Genomic DNA, 14,912 nt, shown 5'->3' on the forward strand with positions numbered 1-14,912 from the left:
GCATTTGATGTTCATAGCGCGGAAAAGGTTACGGCAAAGCGGCAGCTTTGCCCCACCTTGATTGGCAGGACGGAGCTGCCGCTCCGGTATTGCTTTCGACCGCCCTTAGGTTTACGGCACTTTCAGGAGCATGAAGGAGTCGAGTTCGGTACCGCCTTCCCTGCCCTTCACATCGATGTTCAGGGTGCCGGTGGTGAGGGGCATGTTCGTGCCTACGGCGCGCCAGGTCCAGAGGTTCGTGGTGTGGGGGACAGACCAGAGGTAGTTCGAGCCGCCGTTGATGGAGAGGAAGAAGCTGTCGGAATTACCATTCTGCGCGCGGGTACGACCGAGCAGGAGGTAGTTGCCGTTCGCGTAGATAGGAATCTGGTAGTTCGCGATGTTCGTGGCTTGGTTGCTGCCGAAGGGTGAGGTGAGCGAATTACCGGTGACAGCGTTCACGTTGTTCGTGAGGACAAAGCCTGAATAAGACTCGGGCGAGAGCGAGGGTGCTTTCGCGGTGCTCGGGCGGTTCAGCCAGAGGTAATCGAGCTTGGCATTAGCCTCGCGAGCGTAGAGGCGCAAGGTGTGAGTGCCGGGGGTGAGATAGAAGCGGATCATCGGGCGCAAAGGACCGAAGGTGACGGGCTGAAATTCCCAACGGCCGCGCACATGCCAATCCACCATGGTGCCGCCATCGAGCTGCACATAGAAGCTGTCATCCGTGCCCGCGACGGAATGCGTGGAGCCGCCGAGGGCGTAGTCGGAAGCGTAGTCTACATTGAAGGTCCATTGCGCGTAGTTCGTGCTGCCGGTGATGACGGAGCTGGAGAGATAGGAGCCGAACGGGCGCTTGGCATCGGTGGTCAAGGCCATCGCACCGGAGCGTGTGGCGGTGGCGGGCTTGAACATGAGGCCGGTCATCTTGAGCGCGCCATCGAGTGTCGGGGTGTTGAACTCGCATTGCGTGCGATAGAGGCGCAGCGTGGATGGTGGCGGGTTGATGGGATTGCCGTTCGCATCCAAGCGTGGGGCATCGCGATAGGCGGGCAAGGTTTCCCAGCGCAGATAGTAATGTTGATCCGCGTAAGCCAAACCGCCGGAGCGCAGGCGCCGCACGCCCATGGAATCACCGTCATGCGTGTAATTGATCTCGGGTGTGCTGCTGTCGAAGTAGGCGTTCGGCGAGGTGGGCGTGTTCGCAGATGTGTAGGAGGCGGTGTTCGGGAAGGTGATCAGGACTTTGCGCAGGAGCATTTCATCCAACACATAGGGGCCACTGTTCGTATCGGTGACGCCTGCGGCGGTGACCATGGAGACGCTGACGGTAGCAAGGCCATCGAGAGGATCATCCGCGCTGAAGGTATTCCCCACGCTGCCGCCGGGCGGCAGGCTGCCACCGCCAGTGAACTCCCAACGCATGGAGGACGTAGTGAGTTTCACGATGTTCCATACATTCGATCCGGCGATGGGTCGCGCGGCATAGACCTGTGATTTCCCGGCGCTGTCGTACTTGTGATACGCCACGAGCGGCACGCCATCGCGATCAAAGGAGAGTTTCGGCTGGCCATTCAAGAGACCACCGAGCTGCGGGACGTTATCAATCGTCGTGAGCGACTGGCTGGGCGTCACAGGCAAGGTCACGGCGCGACCAAAGGCATCCGTCCAGTTCGTGAAGTTTGAGGTGCGCATGTAGGAGAGGCGATAGTTGCTGTCCGCACTCGTCGTGCCGCGCCACACCCAGAGGCAATGCACGTAACCGCCGTTCACCACGAAGTTCGGATACACGCTGTAATTGCCCGTCCAGTTGAACACGGCGGCACCACCCGTCGCATGGGCGAAGGTCTTGGGTGATGGAGAATATCTGAGCAGATGCCAGTTGCCCGATGCGTTACCCGTATGATTGCGATAGGAGAAGATGAACTCTTCTTTCGGTCCGAGGAAGAACCCGGGATACGTGGTGTCATTCTCCGTGGACGTGTTCACGAGCGTGGTGAGCTTGGTCATGAAGCCGTTGGTGAATTGCGAGGCTGATGTGACCGGCGAACTGGAGCGCCAGTAATTCATCGGGTTACGATGAAGGTTGCCGGAGAGGTGCAGGTAGCCGAGCGAATCCGTGGTGAGCGTGAGGTAATTGTGACTGTCCCAGCCCACGGTGGAGTTCAGCGCCACCTTGTACCATTGCAGGGAATTCATGTTCCGCGCGGCGAGCGTCACCTGTCGATACTGGTTGTAGTAAGCGGCGATCTGCACATCCTTCAAGGTGAGGAAGGAAAACCCGACAGAATGCCCCGACCACGCGGGATCGATATCCAACGCCGCACCTTTCGCCAAGGGATCGTTAGGGAAATCGTCATTAGCGGCACCGTGGGTGATGCGCGGGATGACGAGAGCAAAAAGCAATGATGCGAGGCCAAAGTAGCGGGAAACACAAGGAATCGTCATAATCAGCAGTTAGGTTTACTGTGGTTAACGCCCCATCATTTCAAATGATGCGACGGCACGACGTCGGCTGGCCAAGATTCGAAGAGATAAACGACGATCTTCCGAGCCAGGATAGCCGATAGATAAACTACAAGTGGTTACGGCAGGAAGGTAGCAGAGGTTCGAGAAAAAGCCAGACCGACACCCAACTTGGGAGCATCAACATGCGCCCTCACCAAAAGGGCCCGCGTTTCCCTTCTTGCGTCGGTTTTGAGACGTTGCTATCCATCGTCTCTTAATTGAGACGGTTGCAACCCCGTCCAGACTTTTACGTAAGATGAACGACATCGGTTCCTTGATCGATCAGGCCTGCGCGAAGCAGGACATGAACAAGCTGCGTCAGGCCTATCTGGCCCAGGACGAATTCGTGGTGGTGGAAAACTTCCTGCCGCCCGAGGCGATGCAGCTTTGGGATGCGCAGCTCGATCCGCTGAAACCGCTGATCCATCGTAACTACATCCCGAAGCACAAAAAAGGTGGCAGCGTCTCCTACGGTCAGGTGGCGGAGAAGGCTCCGGCGATGACCGCGATCTATCATCAGCCGAAGTTCATCGAGTTCCTGCAAAAGCTCGTCAACGAGAAGATCAAGGAATGTCCTGAATCTGACCCGCATCGTTGCGCGCTCTACTCTTACACGGAGGAAGGCGATCACATCGGCTGGCATTACGACACGTCGTATTACAAGGACCGTCGCTGGACGATTCTCGTAGGTTTCCAAGACACGTCCACTTCCCGCCTGCTCTGCCACTTGCACACGCGGAACAAGGGTCATGAAGTCGAGAAGCTGGAGTTGCAGGTGAAGCCCGGCACCCTCGTAGTCTTCAACGGTGACAAAGTCTGGCACTCGGTGACGCCGATCAAGGCGAACGAGCATCGCTACATCATCTCCATGCAATACGTGACGAATGGCGACATGAATCCGTTCATGCGCTTCGTCTCGAACATGAAGGACGCGATCGCTTACTTCGGCTTCAAGGGCGTCTTCGCCGGGAAGTCTGCGGGTAACACCGCCCGTAATTGAGCACGCCCTCACCCATCAAGTTTCCGGCCCTGCTGATCTGCGAACCGCAGACGGCCGGGCTGAAAATCGCCGCCCTCACGCTGCTGGACCGCCTCGTCGTAGCCACGCATCGTGCGGGTGCGGGACCGATCACCATTGTGTGCGCTGGTGAAGTGCCTGCTTTGAAACGCGCGAAGGCGTTGGATATTCCCGTGACGGTGGTAAAAGAAATCCCCGAGGTGCGAACAACCTCGCTCGTCGCCACGACCTCACTCCATGTGCAAACCGCGGATGTGAAACGCCTCATCCAAGAAGGCGGACACCTCCTCACGAAAGACGGGACGCCGTTGCCGATTGGATTGTTACCCGCGCTCAGGCAATCGCTACCTGAGGAGTTGAACAAGCTCACGCGCATTACCGCGCAAGGTGTGGCGTATGCGGTGACGGATGATACGAGTGCAAAGGTGGCCGAGAAAGCACTCTGGGCCTCACTGACGAGTTCCGCAGATGGTTTGGTGGATAAGTTCTTCAATCGCCCGTGTGGCCGACCGCTCTCGAAGCTGCTCATCCACACGCCCATCACGCCGAACATGGTTTCGATCATATCGATCCTCACCGGTGTGATCGCCGCTCTGTTCTTCGCGCAGGGAGACAGCCGCTCCATCATCATCGGCGCAATCCTCTTCCAGATCTCCGCCATCATCGATTGTGTGGATGGCGATATCGCGCGCAGTGTTTTCAAGGAATCACCGCTCGGCAAGTGGCTGGATCTCGCGGGTGATCAGGTGGTGCACATCTCGGTCTTCGCGTGCATCGCCATCGGCCTCATCCGCACGGAGCAAACGGCTTATGGGACATGGCTCGGTTTAAGTGCGGTGCTAGGGGCGATTCTGTCCTTCGTAGTGATCGTGCGTGGCATGCGTTATCCGCCGGAAGATCGCAATCAGATGCTCCAGAAGCTCATCGACTCCGCCACGAACCGTGATTTCTCCGTGCTCGTATTCATCCTCGCGTGTTTCCAAGGGCTGGAATGGTTCCTGTGGATGACCGCCATCGGCAGTCATGTGTTCTGGATAGTCGCCCTCGCGCTGCAACCTTCGCGTCCGCTCCAGCCTGCTTCGCGATGAAAGCGCTCTGGAAAACGCTGGCCCTGATCCTCGGCCTCGCCTTTCTCGGGTGGTATCTTTCCAAGACGGATCTGAACGCCGTCTGGACTTCACTCAAGACACTCGGCTGGCTGGCTCCGATCGCGCTCGTTCCGTATTTCATCGTCTATATTTTCGATTGCTACGGCTGGCGTTTCACCTTTCCGAAAGAATTGAAGGTGCCGTTCTGGACACTCTTCCGCGTGCGCTGGACCGGTGAAGCGATGAACAACATCGTCCCCTCCGCCTATGTCGGTGGTGAAGCTCTGAAGATTTATCTGCTCAAGAAACATGGCGTGACGGGCAATGCCGCCACCTCCAGCGCAGTGGTATCGAAAACCGCACAAACCGTCGCGCAAGTCCTCTTCATCACGCTCGCCGCCATCGCCTTCATGTATGTGGGCGGTGACAATCCGGGCTTACGCGCCGGCATGATGGTCGTGCTTATCGGTGGTGTGCTGGTGGTTGCCGGACTGCTCTGGGTTCAACGGCGCGGCATCTTCAGCACGGCCTTGCTCATCACAAACACCTTGGGTCTGAAACTCGCCGTCATCGAAAAGAACCGTGAGAAGATCCAAGCCGTTGATGGCACCATCACCACGTTCTATCGCGAACATCGCCCGCGTTTCTACGCTTCCACCACGTCCTATCTCGGCGGTTGGCTCATGGATACGATGGAGATTTATCTCGTCGCGCATCTGCTCGGCATGCCAATCACCATTCCGCAAGCCATCGCTGTGGAAGCCTTCACCAGCGTAGCGAAAATGCTCGGCATGTGGGTGCCGGGGTCCATTGGCGTGCAGGAGTCCGGCATCATCATGCTCGGCAAGATGGCGGGCTTGCCGGAGACCTTGTGCATCGCCTACGCCCTGCTCCGCCGCGCCCGTGAAGTCATCTTCGTCCTCATCGGCTGGCTCCTCTTTTATACGGAAGAAGCGAGTCTCAAAGCCTTGAAAGAACGAGCAGAAGCCGACCCCACTTCCACCCCATGATTTGCTTATCCATGAGATTCCACTCCCGCAAATCAAGACCGCATCATATGCAAATTGAGCGGCAAATGTTCCCCCTCTCCCCAAGGGAGAGGGCCGGGGTGAGGGGAAAGGAACCTCACAAAAACCAATAGCCTGCCCTTCGATCTAAGTAATACCATGAACGCAATCCTCTACGTTGCCGGTCGTGCTGCCCGTCTCGGAGCCGCTACAGGTGGCCGTCATAAAGTGCTGTTGGAGTTCGGCGGCAAGAGCCTGCTGGAACGCCACATCATGCACCTCGCACAACTCGGCGTGCCACAACTCACCATCGTGACCGGTCATAATCGCGAGCAGCTTCAAGCCTCGTTCCCTGCTCTGCAAAAGAAATACGGTGTGGAGATCACCGAGTATTACAATGCCGCCTTCCTCGAAGGCAGCGCGCTCAGCATGCACGCTTCCCTACCCGCTCTCGAAGCCGTGAAGGATCGCGTACTCATCATGGATGGCGATGTGCTCTATGACATCCGCATGTTGCAAGCGCTCGTGAACTCACCAGAACGCACCGCGCTGCTCGTAGATCGCAACTATTCCACCGCCGACGATGATCCGGTGCTGGTGCCCATGCGCAAAGGTCGCCCGTTTGATTTCGTGAAAAAGTGGACCGGTGAAGCCGACACCATCGGCGAATCCATCGGCTTCTTTAAGATCGCTGCCGCCGATCTCCCCGCGCTCATCCGCGAAACCAAAGGCCGCGAGACCGGTCCCAGTCGCGCTGATTCCTACGATGACGTCCTGCGCGTCCTCGTGAAAGCGGGCCAGTTCGGAGCCGTCGATGTCACCGGCATCCCGTGGACCGAAGTCGATTTCCCGCAAGACTTGGAATACGCGAGGGACACGATCTTGCCGAAGTTGGTGGCGTAAAGCCCGTGCTGCCGGCATCTTGCCGGCAGTAAGTTGCGGTCCCTACGCAAACCGGTTCCAAAAATGCAGCGGTATAGCCCCCTCCTATCGCTATTCCCCGTGCCATTAGGCACGAAAGATTCTTAGCGGCGGCTTTCAAGCCGCCGTGGGCTTCCCATTATTCCCCGTCACGCAGTGACGGAAGATTCACCCTCCACGGAAACTCCTCCGTCACGACGCGACGGTGAACATTCATCAACATAACAGCGGCTTAAAAGCCGCTGCTATGAATCTTTCCTCGCTAACGCGAGTTGCAGAAACGTTGAACTAACTGCCATCACACCGCCACCTCATAATACTCCAGCGCCCACTCCTGCATGTACCGCACCTGCTTCGGCGTAATGCGGTAAACGATAAGTGCCGGATTATCGATTGAGCCGAGATACTTCCGCATAAGCGGATTGCTGTCCCAGATCTCCTGTAACAAAGCACGGTCCGTCAGCACCTCCGCCACCCCCGTGAGACGCACCTGGTTGTGTCCCTCATCCAGATAGCACAGTTCCACCTTGGGATTCGCCGCGATCTCAGCCGTCTTGTGATACATTCTCAGGTTCGCGACATATACCGTGAGGCCATCCGTGCGCACGGGCGATACCGGTCTCACCCGCGCCTGATCGCCATCCATTGATGCCAGGTGCGGGAAGCGGCTTTCATTCACCACTTTGGTTGCACGTTCCAAAACCTCGGCAGGTGTCAGCTTGATGATGATAGGTGGAGCCATTCGGATAGCCAATCCTCAGCATGACATCTCAAGCAAGAGAAAACGATGCCGTTGCCCTCTCTAAATTGAAGAACATCGCTCATGCAGTCTGAATCACTTCGGTTCAAACACCAACTCATCCCCGTCCGCCCCAACTTTGATCCGGTCACCCGGCTTGAATTCCCCGTCGAGCAATTTGATGGAGAGCGGATTCAGCAACTTGTCCTGAATGGTACGTTTCAACGGCCGTGCACCGAACTGCGGATCATATCCCTCACGCCCCAGTAATTCCTTCGCCGCCTTCTCCACCTGCAACGTTAGCTGTTGTTGCGCCAAACGCCTGTGCAGACGCTCCAGTTGGATGTCCACGATGGCCAATATCTGGTCCGCCTTCAAGCTGTGGAACAGGATGATGTCATCCACACGGTTCAGGAACTCCGGCCGGAAGTGACCGCGCAGTTCCATCTTCACCACACGCTCCAGCTCCTCATGATCCGCCGCGCTCGATTTGCCAGCGTTGAAGAATTCCTGGATGAGTGGCGAACCGATGTTACTCGTCATGATGATGATGGTATTGCGGAAATCTACTGTCCGCCCCTGCCCATCCGTCAGACGTCCGTCATCCAGCACTTGCAACAGGATGTTGAACACATCGTGATGGGCCTTCTCGATCTCATCGAACAACACCACGGAATACGGACGCCGCCGCACCGCTTCGCTCAACTGCCCGCCTTCTTCATAACCGACGTAGCCTGGCGGTGCACCGATCAGCCGCGCCACAGAGTGCTTCTCCATGTACTCGCTCATGTCGATGCGCACCGTCGCGTTCTCATCATCGAAGAGAAACTCCGCGAGCGCGCGGGCCAGTTCCGTTTTCCCCACGCCTGTCGGCCCGAGGAAAATGAACGAGCCCACGGGCCGGTTCGGATCTTGCAAGCCACTGCGCGCCCGCCGCACCGCATTGGCGACCGCCTCTATGGGTTCCTGCTGGCCGATGACCCTTTTACCCAGCCGCTCCTCCATCTTGATGAGCTTCTGTTTCTCACCTTCCAGCATCTTCGTGACCGGGATGCCCGTCCAGGCAGCCACCACGCGGGCGACATCTTCATCCGTCACCTCTTCATTGAGCAAACGCTTGCCTTTCGATGACTCATGCACTGCTTTCTCTGTGTCCGCGAGTTTGCGTTGCAACTCTGGGATGCGCCCATACTGCAACTCACCCGCCAGCTGCAGATTCCCTTGTCGTTGTGCTTTCTCCAGTTCACCTTTCGCCTCTTCGAGCTGGCTGTTCACTATGCTCACGGCGTTGATCGCTGCCTTTTCGTTCTGCCACTGAGCTTTCAGCTGTGAAGCATTCTCTTTGAGATTCGCCAAATCTTTCTCCAACTTCTGCAAACGCTCCTTCGAAGCAGTGTCTTTCTCCTTCTTCAAAGCCGTCTGTTCGATCTCCAACTGCATGATCTGCCGGTCGATCTGGTCGATCTCCGTGGGCATGGAATCCAGTTCCATGCGCAGGCGCGAGGCAGATTCATCCACCAGGTCCACTGCCTTGTCCGGCAGGAAACGATCTGTGATGTAGCGATGTGACAACGTCGCCGCCGCGACCAAGGCGGCATCCTGGATACGAATGCCATGATGAACCTCATAGCGTTCCTTCAATCCGCGCAAGATCGCAATGGTCGCTTCCACGCTTGGCTCCGCCACCATCGTCGGTTGGAAGCGCCGTTCCAGCGCTGCATCCTTCTCGATATGCTTGCGATATTCATCCAGCGTCGTAGCACCGATGCAGCGCAACTCCCCGCGTGCCAGTTGTGGCTTCAACATGTTCGCCGCATCCGCCGCGCCTTCAGCCGCACCTGCACCGACGAGCGTGTGCAATTCATCGATGAACAAGATGACCTGTCCTTCGCTCGCCGTGACTTCCTTCAAGAACGCTTTCAGACGATCCTCAAACTCACCGCGATACTTCGCACCCGCGATCATCGCGCCCAAATCCATCGCGATGAGTTTTTTGTTCTTCAACGATTCCGGCACATCTCCACTCACGATACGGCGTGCCAAGCCTTCCACGATCGCCGTTTTGCCCACACCCGGCTCACCGATAAGAACTGGATTATTCTTCGTGCGTCGCGTAAGCACTTGCATCACGCGCCGAATCTCATCATCACGCCCGATCACGGGATCAATCTTTCCCGCGCGCGCAGCCGCAGTCAGATCGCGCCCATACTTTTCCAACGCTTGAAATTTGTCCTCCGGGTTCTGATCCGTCACCCGCTGATTGCCGCGCAACTCCACCAGCGCTTTTAACACCGCGTCTGGTTTTAGGGCATGCTTCTGGAAAATGCGCTTCAACCCCAGACTCGCCGACTCCATCAAACCGAGCAGCAGGTGCTCGGTACTGATATAGTCATCCTTGAGCTTGCTTGCCTGTTTCTCGGCCGCATCCAGTGCGCGCTTCAGGTCTTGGCTCAAGAAAGTATCGGTGGAGCTTGTCCCCTGAACCTTTACCCGGCGGCCCAACTCAGTGCCAATATCGCTCGCCAATTGCGGCAATGCCACGCCCAGCTTCTGCATCAGCGGATGAATGAGTCCATCGGGCTGCTCGATCAGAGCAGCCAGCAGATGCTCGCCATCGATCTCCTGGTGCGAGCGTTCATGCGCGATCTTCTGCGCGGCTTGCAAGGCTTCCTGTGCCTTGATCGTCAATTTATCCATTTGCATACGTCCTCAATTTCTTTCGTGTGAAATGGCATTCAGTGGGCTCACTGCAATCTAACACCCATCCCCCGCCTGTCACACTTTTCATCTATCTAGGACTTATCATGCAAAAAGCGCGCCAAAGAAAAAACGCCGCCCGATTTTTCAGGCGGCGTTTGCACAAGTTGTTGAAAAATAAATACTTACTTCTTCTTTTCAGCAGGAGCTGCTGCTGGAACAGCGATTGTTTCCGCCGGGGCATTGGCGTTCAAGTGGGACAAAATGGCATCCGTGATGTCACCTGTGCCATTCCAGAACATCACCATCGGCGTGCCGTTGGCCGTTTCCGCAGCAGAGTCCACCACCATGTCAAATCCCGCAGTCTTGGCCTTGGCATTGACGGCTTCCTTGATCTCTTTCAGGATGTTGTCACGCATCTGGCGCTGCTTTTCCATCAATTGTGTCCGTGCGGTGCGGTCGAACTGCTGCACACTCTGCTCCACTTCACGCATCTCCATCAACTTCGCCTCTGCGGTCTTCTTGCGCTTCTCGCGCTCATCCGCTGAGACGGCCTGATCGTTCACAGTGCCTTCCACCTTCTTATATTCGCCGCTAAGTTTCTCGTAAGCATCGAGCATGCCCTTGCGCTGCTTGTCCAGTTCGCCTGCCTGGGTCTTCAGGTTGGCATCTGCCTGTTTGGTTTTCCAATAGCCATCGAACACTTTCTTAAGGTCGATCGCTCCGACTTTAACCGGGGTCTGGGCCAGCGCCGTCGTTGAAGAAACGGCCACCAACGCTGTGGTCACCAACAATGCTGCAAACAACTTTTTCATGAGTTTATTATCCACCAACAATCTTAGAAGTCACGGGTATAACCGACACCGAACTGGAACTTGCCGGAGCTGTCATTCTGAGGATCAGACGTGAGCGGGATGCCGTAGTCCAGACGCAACGGCCCGATAGGCAGATTCAGGCGGAAGCCGATACCCACGTTGTCATTATAGAAACCGGAGTTAAAGGTCGAGTGCGAGAAGCTGAACGCGCTCGCATACACCATGCCGGCGTCATAGAAGAACGCCATACGCAGACGGTCGATGATCGGGATGCTATACTCAGCAGAGCCGAACCAGTATGTCTCGCCCCCCAAAGGCTCGCCCAAGACATCTTTCGGACCGACTTCACGATAATCGAAACCGCGCAAGGAATACATGCCGCCCAAGAACCAGCGGTCAAACAGCGGCACTGACGGTGAATCACCGTAGTTCTCCACGACGCCAGCACGACCGGACAGTTCCAGCACATGGCCTTCACCGAAACCCTTGAAATACCACGCCGATTTCATTTCGAAACGATAGTAGTCCGTATCCATGCCAAACGGACCACCCGCCAGTTCAGTCAACAACTCGGTCCGCTGGCCTGCATTCGGCAGGAAGGTGCTGTTACGCGTATCATAAGCGATCGATGCACCGACCTTCGATACCATGCGGTGGCCTTCTTCAGCGATGATTACCGGAGAGGCATTCGCACGATCCGTGATCTCGATGCCGACATTCTCGATCGTATAGCTCACGCTGCCGATCAAGAAATCGCTGCCCAAAGCACGGGTCAAACTGAGCTTGGCGCCCGTTTGCGTTTGGTCATACACATCGCTATAGAAACCGAGGTCGCGATGATACAGATCCACGCCCAAAGCGAGCTTGCGGTCCAGGAACCACGGCTCCACGAAGGATATCTGGTAATCTTGACGCTGAGTACCGATCTGGGTACGGATACGCATCTTCTGGCCGCCACCGGTGAAGTAAGGCGGATTGAAGAGGTCGAAGTTGCCCTGTGTCACCTCAGCAAAACCCACCACGGAATCCACCGAGCTGAAACCTGCACCCACGGTGAAGTTACCCGTGTTCTTCTCCTCGACACCAACCACGAGGTTCTTGCGGTTCGGCACATCGGTGGGCTCAGGGCGGGCATCCACCTTGCTGAAATAATCCAAGCCTTCGAGACGCTTCTCGCTCAGCTTCACACCCACCATGTCAAAGACTTCACCCGGTGCCACAGCCAGTTCACGACGGATGACCTTGTCCTTCGTCTTGACGTTGCCCTTGATCTCGATCTTCTCGATGAAGGATTTGTCCTTCTCCTCGATCTGATAGACGATGTCCATGTTACCCGTCTCGATGTTCGGCGTCTTACGGGCGAAGACATCCGTGTCGATAAAGCCTTTCTCACCGTAAAAATCCCGGATGGCCTCGATGTCCTTGGTCAATCCGCCCGGCGTAAAGTTCTCGCCGGTCTTCATCTTCAGGCGTTTCTCGATGTCCTCAGTAGGGAACAGGCTGTTACCCTTGAACTGCACCGAACCGGTCTTATACAGACGGCCTTCAAACACATCGAAAGTGATCGCCACCTTGCGATCGCTCACGGGGTCGAACTTCACATCATTGATGCGGAAGTCGATGTAACCGTTCTCACGGTAAAACTCTCCAAGTTTCTCCTTGTCTTCTTCGAAGACGTCATCTTTCAACGTGCCGCTGCCCGTCAACCAGGACAAGAACCAGCGCTCGCGGGTCTTGATGGTCTTGCGAAGTTTCTTCTGCTTGAACGCCTCGGCTCCGGCGAACGTCACTTCATCCACGCGGATCTTCGGTGCTTCCACGATCTTGAACGTGACCGTGCCACGGCCGGTGGCTTCATTCGGGATCACTTCATAGGTGACCTCTGATTTCTGGTAACCGGCTTTTTGATAGAGCTTCTTCAGCTCTTGGGCATCCTTGAACAGCTTCTGTTCATCCAGCGGCTCACCCACTTTGGAGGTGGTCTTGCGCTTGAGCTTGCTGACGCTCATCTTCTGGTTGCCCTCGTAGCGGATGTCCGTCACGGTCAGCTTGCCCATCACCACATATACCAGCTTCAGACCGTCCGTGGTGTTCTCTTCGGCCACACGGATGTTGTAGAAGAATCCCGTGGCGTAAAGGTTTCGCACGTCGTCATCCACTGCCGCGCGCATGAGCGGATCGCCCACTTTCACACGGATGTTGGATTTCACGAGTTCATCGCTGGCGGCCGGAGGACCGGCGTGACGTATCTCGATCTGTTTGACGATGGGACCAGTTTGCGCCGGAGCGTTTGGCACCCAATAGACCAGCAGCGCCAGCAAGATGCTGTAACGGCGCATTAAAGATTTGATTCGCATGTGTTATTCCGGCACGTCGTTATCACTGATGCGGGCGGCGCTCTCAAAACGCGTAAACCCTTTCAAAAATACTAGCGGCACATCGCCCGTCGGCCCGTTGCGCTGCTTGGCGATCAACAGGTTCACCGGCTTGCCTTCCGACTGTTCCTCACGCAACTGGGCGGCTTCCTCTTCCTCCGCCCGGTTCGGGTCGTATAAAAGACAGACCAAGTCGGCATCCTGCTCAATGGAACCTGACTCACGCAAGTCAGAGAGACGCGGCTTGCGGCTGCGGTCTTTTTCCAGATCACGATTGAGCTGGGCGAGCACTATCACCGGCACTTCCAGCTCCTTCGCCAAACCCTTGATACCACTGGAGATTTCAGCGATTTCCTGCTGCCGGTTCTGGTCGGTCCGGCGCGAAGTAGAATTTAGCAACTGGAGGTAGTCAATGACAAAGAGCTTGATGCCATGCTGCTGGTGCATCCGGCGTGCCCGCGCACGCAATTGAAGGATGGAAAGACCCGACGTATCATCAATCACCAGCTTCGATCCCGCAAGCTGTCCTGCTGCCGATGTGAGGGGCGCAAAATCCCGTTCCGCCAGGAAACCCTCACGCAAGTTGCGCAGGTTCACCCGCGCCCGGGAGCACAGCATACGCAGAACGAGAGATTCCGCGGTCATTTCCAAGCTGAACACCCCCACCCCGAGTTTTTGGTCCAGTGCGACGCTCTCAGCAATATTCATCGCCAAGGAGGTTTTACCCATAGAAGGACGGGCGGCGATGACCACCATTTCCCCCGGGTGCATTCCCGTCGTCATCTTGTCCAACTGCGCGAACCCGGTAGAAATGCCTGTAAGCATGCCCTGCCGAGCATGGAATTCTTCGATCGTATTGATCGCCTTGTGAACGAGATCCTTGATGCTCGTCTGGTCGGCGACCGCACGATCCTCGTTGATCTTGAGCACCTCACGCTCGACCTCATCCAGGAACTTATCGATCTCCCCCTCGAACTCATACACGTTCGAGACCGTCTGCGTGAACGTGGAGATGACGCGCCGCAACAGATGCTTCTCCTTAACGATGTCTGCGTAGTAAGGCAGATTCGCCGCGGAAGGCACTGCATCCATCAACGAGGACAGATACGCCACACCACCGACTGCTTCGAGTTGCTTGTTATCCCGCAACGTCTGCGTGATGGTGATGAGATCGATCGGCTCCTTCTTGTCATACGTCGTCACCAGCAACTCATAGAGCATCTGATGCCGCAGATCGTAAAAAGATTCCGGTCCCTTCTTGAGCTTTTCCAGACACGTGCCGATGGTGTCATTCGGCGCGATAAGCATGCAGCCCAACACGCCCTGTTCCGCTTCGATGGAATGCGGCGGCAGACGGTCTAGCTTGCTCAGATCAACGATCGCTGCCTGCTTGCGCCGTCGCGATTTCTTGAAGTCACCCGTCTCTTGCGAGGGAAGAGAAGAACCATCATCGAGTGAGTCAATCATAGGAAGGGAGATGAGGCCAAATCTGCGCGTGAGAAGCGATAAATTTCTGAATCAAAATGCGAACAGCTCGTTCACATCTTTTTCCCAAGTTGTTAACAGCATTTTCGAGCTAAATGCAATGTGCCGTAGGCACAAAAGATTCATAGCCGTGGCCTTCAGGCCTGAGCATTACCCACAAGTGGTTATACAAGGAAGACAGCATCCAAAACAGCCTGAAGCCCCTTATCAGGGTGGGGCAAAGCTGCCGCTTTGCCCTGACTTTGGCCTTCACCGCCGGCCTCTCAAATGAAACCGCCCCCCG

Annotated in this window: 10 protein-coding genes; 4 read left to right on the plus strand and 6 right to left on the minus strand. The window is 56.3% G+C overall.

What is annotated here, in order from left to right:
- Positions 1-111 precede the first annotated feature (111 nt).
- A complete protein-coding gene (locus tag VGH19_17855) occupies positions 112-2,424 on the minus strand; it encodes a BNR-4 repeat-containing protein (GenBank protein HEY1173238.1) in 2,313 nt (770 codons plus the stop codon).
- 316 nt (positions 2,425-2,740) lie between these two features.
- On the opposite strand from VGH19_17855, the gene VGH19_17860 reads away from it, so the two are divergent.
- The 4 genes from VGH19_17860 (at position 2,741) to VGH19_17875 (ending at position 6,500) form a co-directional block, all read left to right on the plus strand.
- Complete coding sequence (locus tag VGH19_17860; GenBank protein ID HEY1173239.1) at positions 2,741-3,484, plus strand: 2OG-Fe(II) oxygenase; 744 nt, start codon at positions 2,741-2,743, stop codon at positions 3,482-3,484.
- Positions 3,481-4,590, plus strand: coding sequence for a CDP-alcohol phosphatidyltransferase family protein (locus tag VGH19_17865; GenBank protein ID HEY1173240.1), 1,110 nt, complete (start codon positions 3,481-3,483; stop codon positions 4,588-4,590). Before VGH19_17860 ends, VGH19_17865 begins: the two co-directional genes overlap by 4 nt.
- The gene (locus VGH19_17870; protein ID HEY1173241.1) at positions 4,587-5,600 is read left to right on the plus strand and encodes a flippase-like domain-containing protein; all 1,014 of its coding nucleotides are present in this window, start codon (positions 4,587-4,589) and stop codon (positions 5,598-5,600) included. Before VGH19_17865 ends, VGH19_17870 begins: the two co-directional genes overlap by 4 nt.
- Positions 5,601-5,756: 156 nt before the next feature.
- A complete protein-coding gene (locus tag VGH19_17875; protein HEY1173242.1) occupies positions 5,757-6,500 on the plus strand; it encodes an NTP transferase domain-containing protein in 744 nt (247 codons plus the stop codon).
- Positions 6,501-6,816: 316 nt separating this feature from the next.
- On the opposite strand, the gene VGH19_17880 is transcribed toward VGH19_17875, so the two are convergent.
- The 5 genes from VGH19_17880 to dnaB form a co-directional block, all read right to left on the minus strand.
- The gene (locus VGH19_17880) at positions 6,817-7,260 is read right to left on the minus strand and encodes a pyridoxamine 5'-phosphate oxidase family protein (protein ID HEY1173243.1); all 444 of its coding nucleotides are present in this window, start codon (positions 7,258-7,260) and stop codon (positions 6,817-6,819) included.
- A gap of 93 nt (positions 7,261-7,353) precedes the next feature.
- The gene (clpB, locus tag VGH19_17885; protein HEY1173244.1) at positions 7,354-9,960 is read right to left on the minus strand and encodes an ATP-dependent chaperone ClpB; all 2,607 of its coding nucleotides are present in this window, start codon (positions 9,958-9,960) and stop codon (positions 7,354-7,356) included.
- Positions 9,961-10,139: 179 nt separating this feature from the next.
- Positions 10,140-10,769: an OmpH family outer membrane protein gene (locus VGH19_17890; protein ID HEY1173245.1), complete on the minus strand. Its 630-nt coding sequence runs from the start codon at positions 10,767-10,769 to the stop codon at positions 10,140-10,142.
- Positions 10,770-10,792: 23 nt separating this feature from the next.
- Entirely contained in the window at positions 10,793-13,126 is a 2,334-nt protein-coding gene (bamA, locus tag VGH19_17895; protein ID HEY1173246.1) for an outer membrane protein assembly factor BamA, read from the minus strand.
- Between the two features lie 3 nt (positions 13,127-13,129).
- Positions 13,130-14,611, minus strand: a complete 1,482-nt coding sequence (dnaB, locus tag VGH19_17900) for a replicative DNA helicase (GenBank protein ID HEY1173247.1) — start codon at positions 14,609-14,611, stop codon at positions 13,130-13,132.
- Positions 14,612-14,912: the final 301 nt, after the last annotated feature.

The sequence above is a fragment of the Verrucomicrobiia bacterium genome, from assembly GCA_036405135.1.
Classification (GTDB): Bacteria; Verrucomicrobiota; Verrucomicrobiia; order Limisphaerales; family JAEYXS01; genus JAEYXS01.

What these genes read in the sequence shown, in the direction of transcription:
- VGH19_17855 (HEY1173238.1), bottom strand. Translation starts at nt 2,424, where the DNA reads ATGACGATTCCTTGTGTTTCCCGCTACTTTGGCCTCGCATCATTGCTT.
- VGH19_17860 (HEY1173239.1), top strand. Translation starts at nt 2,741, where the DNA reads ATGAACGACATCGGTTCCTTGATCGATCAGGCCTGCGCGAAGCAGGAC.
- VGH19_17870 (HEY1173241.1), top strand. Translation starts at nt 4,587, where the DNA reads ATGAAAGCGCTCTGGAAAACGCTGGCCCTGATCCTCGGCCTCGCCTTT.
- VGH19_17875 (HEY1173242.1), top strand. Translation starts at nt 5,757, where the DNA reads ATGAACGCAATCCTCTACGTTGCCGGTCGTGCTGCCCGTCTCGGAGCC.
- VGH19_17880 (HEY1173243.1), bottom strand. Translation starts at nt 7,260, where the DNA reads ATGGCTCCACCTATCATCATCAAGCTGACACCTGCCGAGGTTTTGGAA.
- clpB (HEY1173244.1), bottom strand. Translation starts at nt 9,960, where the DNA reads ATGCAAATGGATAAATTGACGATCAAGGCACAGGAAGCCTTGCAAGCC.
- VGH19_17890 (HEY1173245.1), bottom strand. Translation starts at nt 10,769, where the DNA reads ATGAAAAAGTTGTTTGCAGCATTGTTGGTGACCACAGCGTTGGTGGCC.
- bamA (HEY1173246.1), bottom strand. Translation starts at nt 13,126, where the DNA reads ATGCGAATCAAATCTTTAATGCGCCGTTACAGCATCTTGCTGGCGCTG.
- dnaB (HEY1173247.1), bottom strand. Translation starts at nt 14,611, where the DNA reads ATGATTGACTCACTCGATGATGGTTCTTCTCTTCCCTCGCAAGAGACG.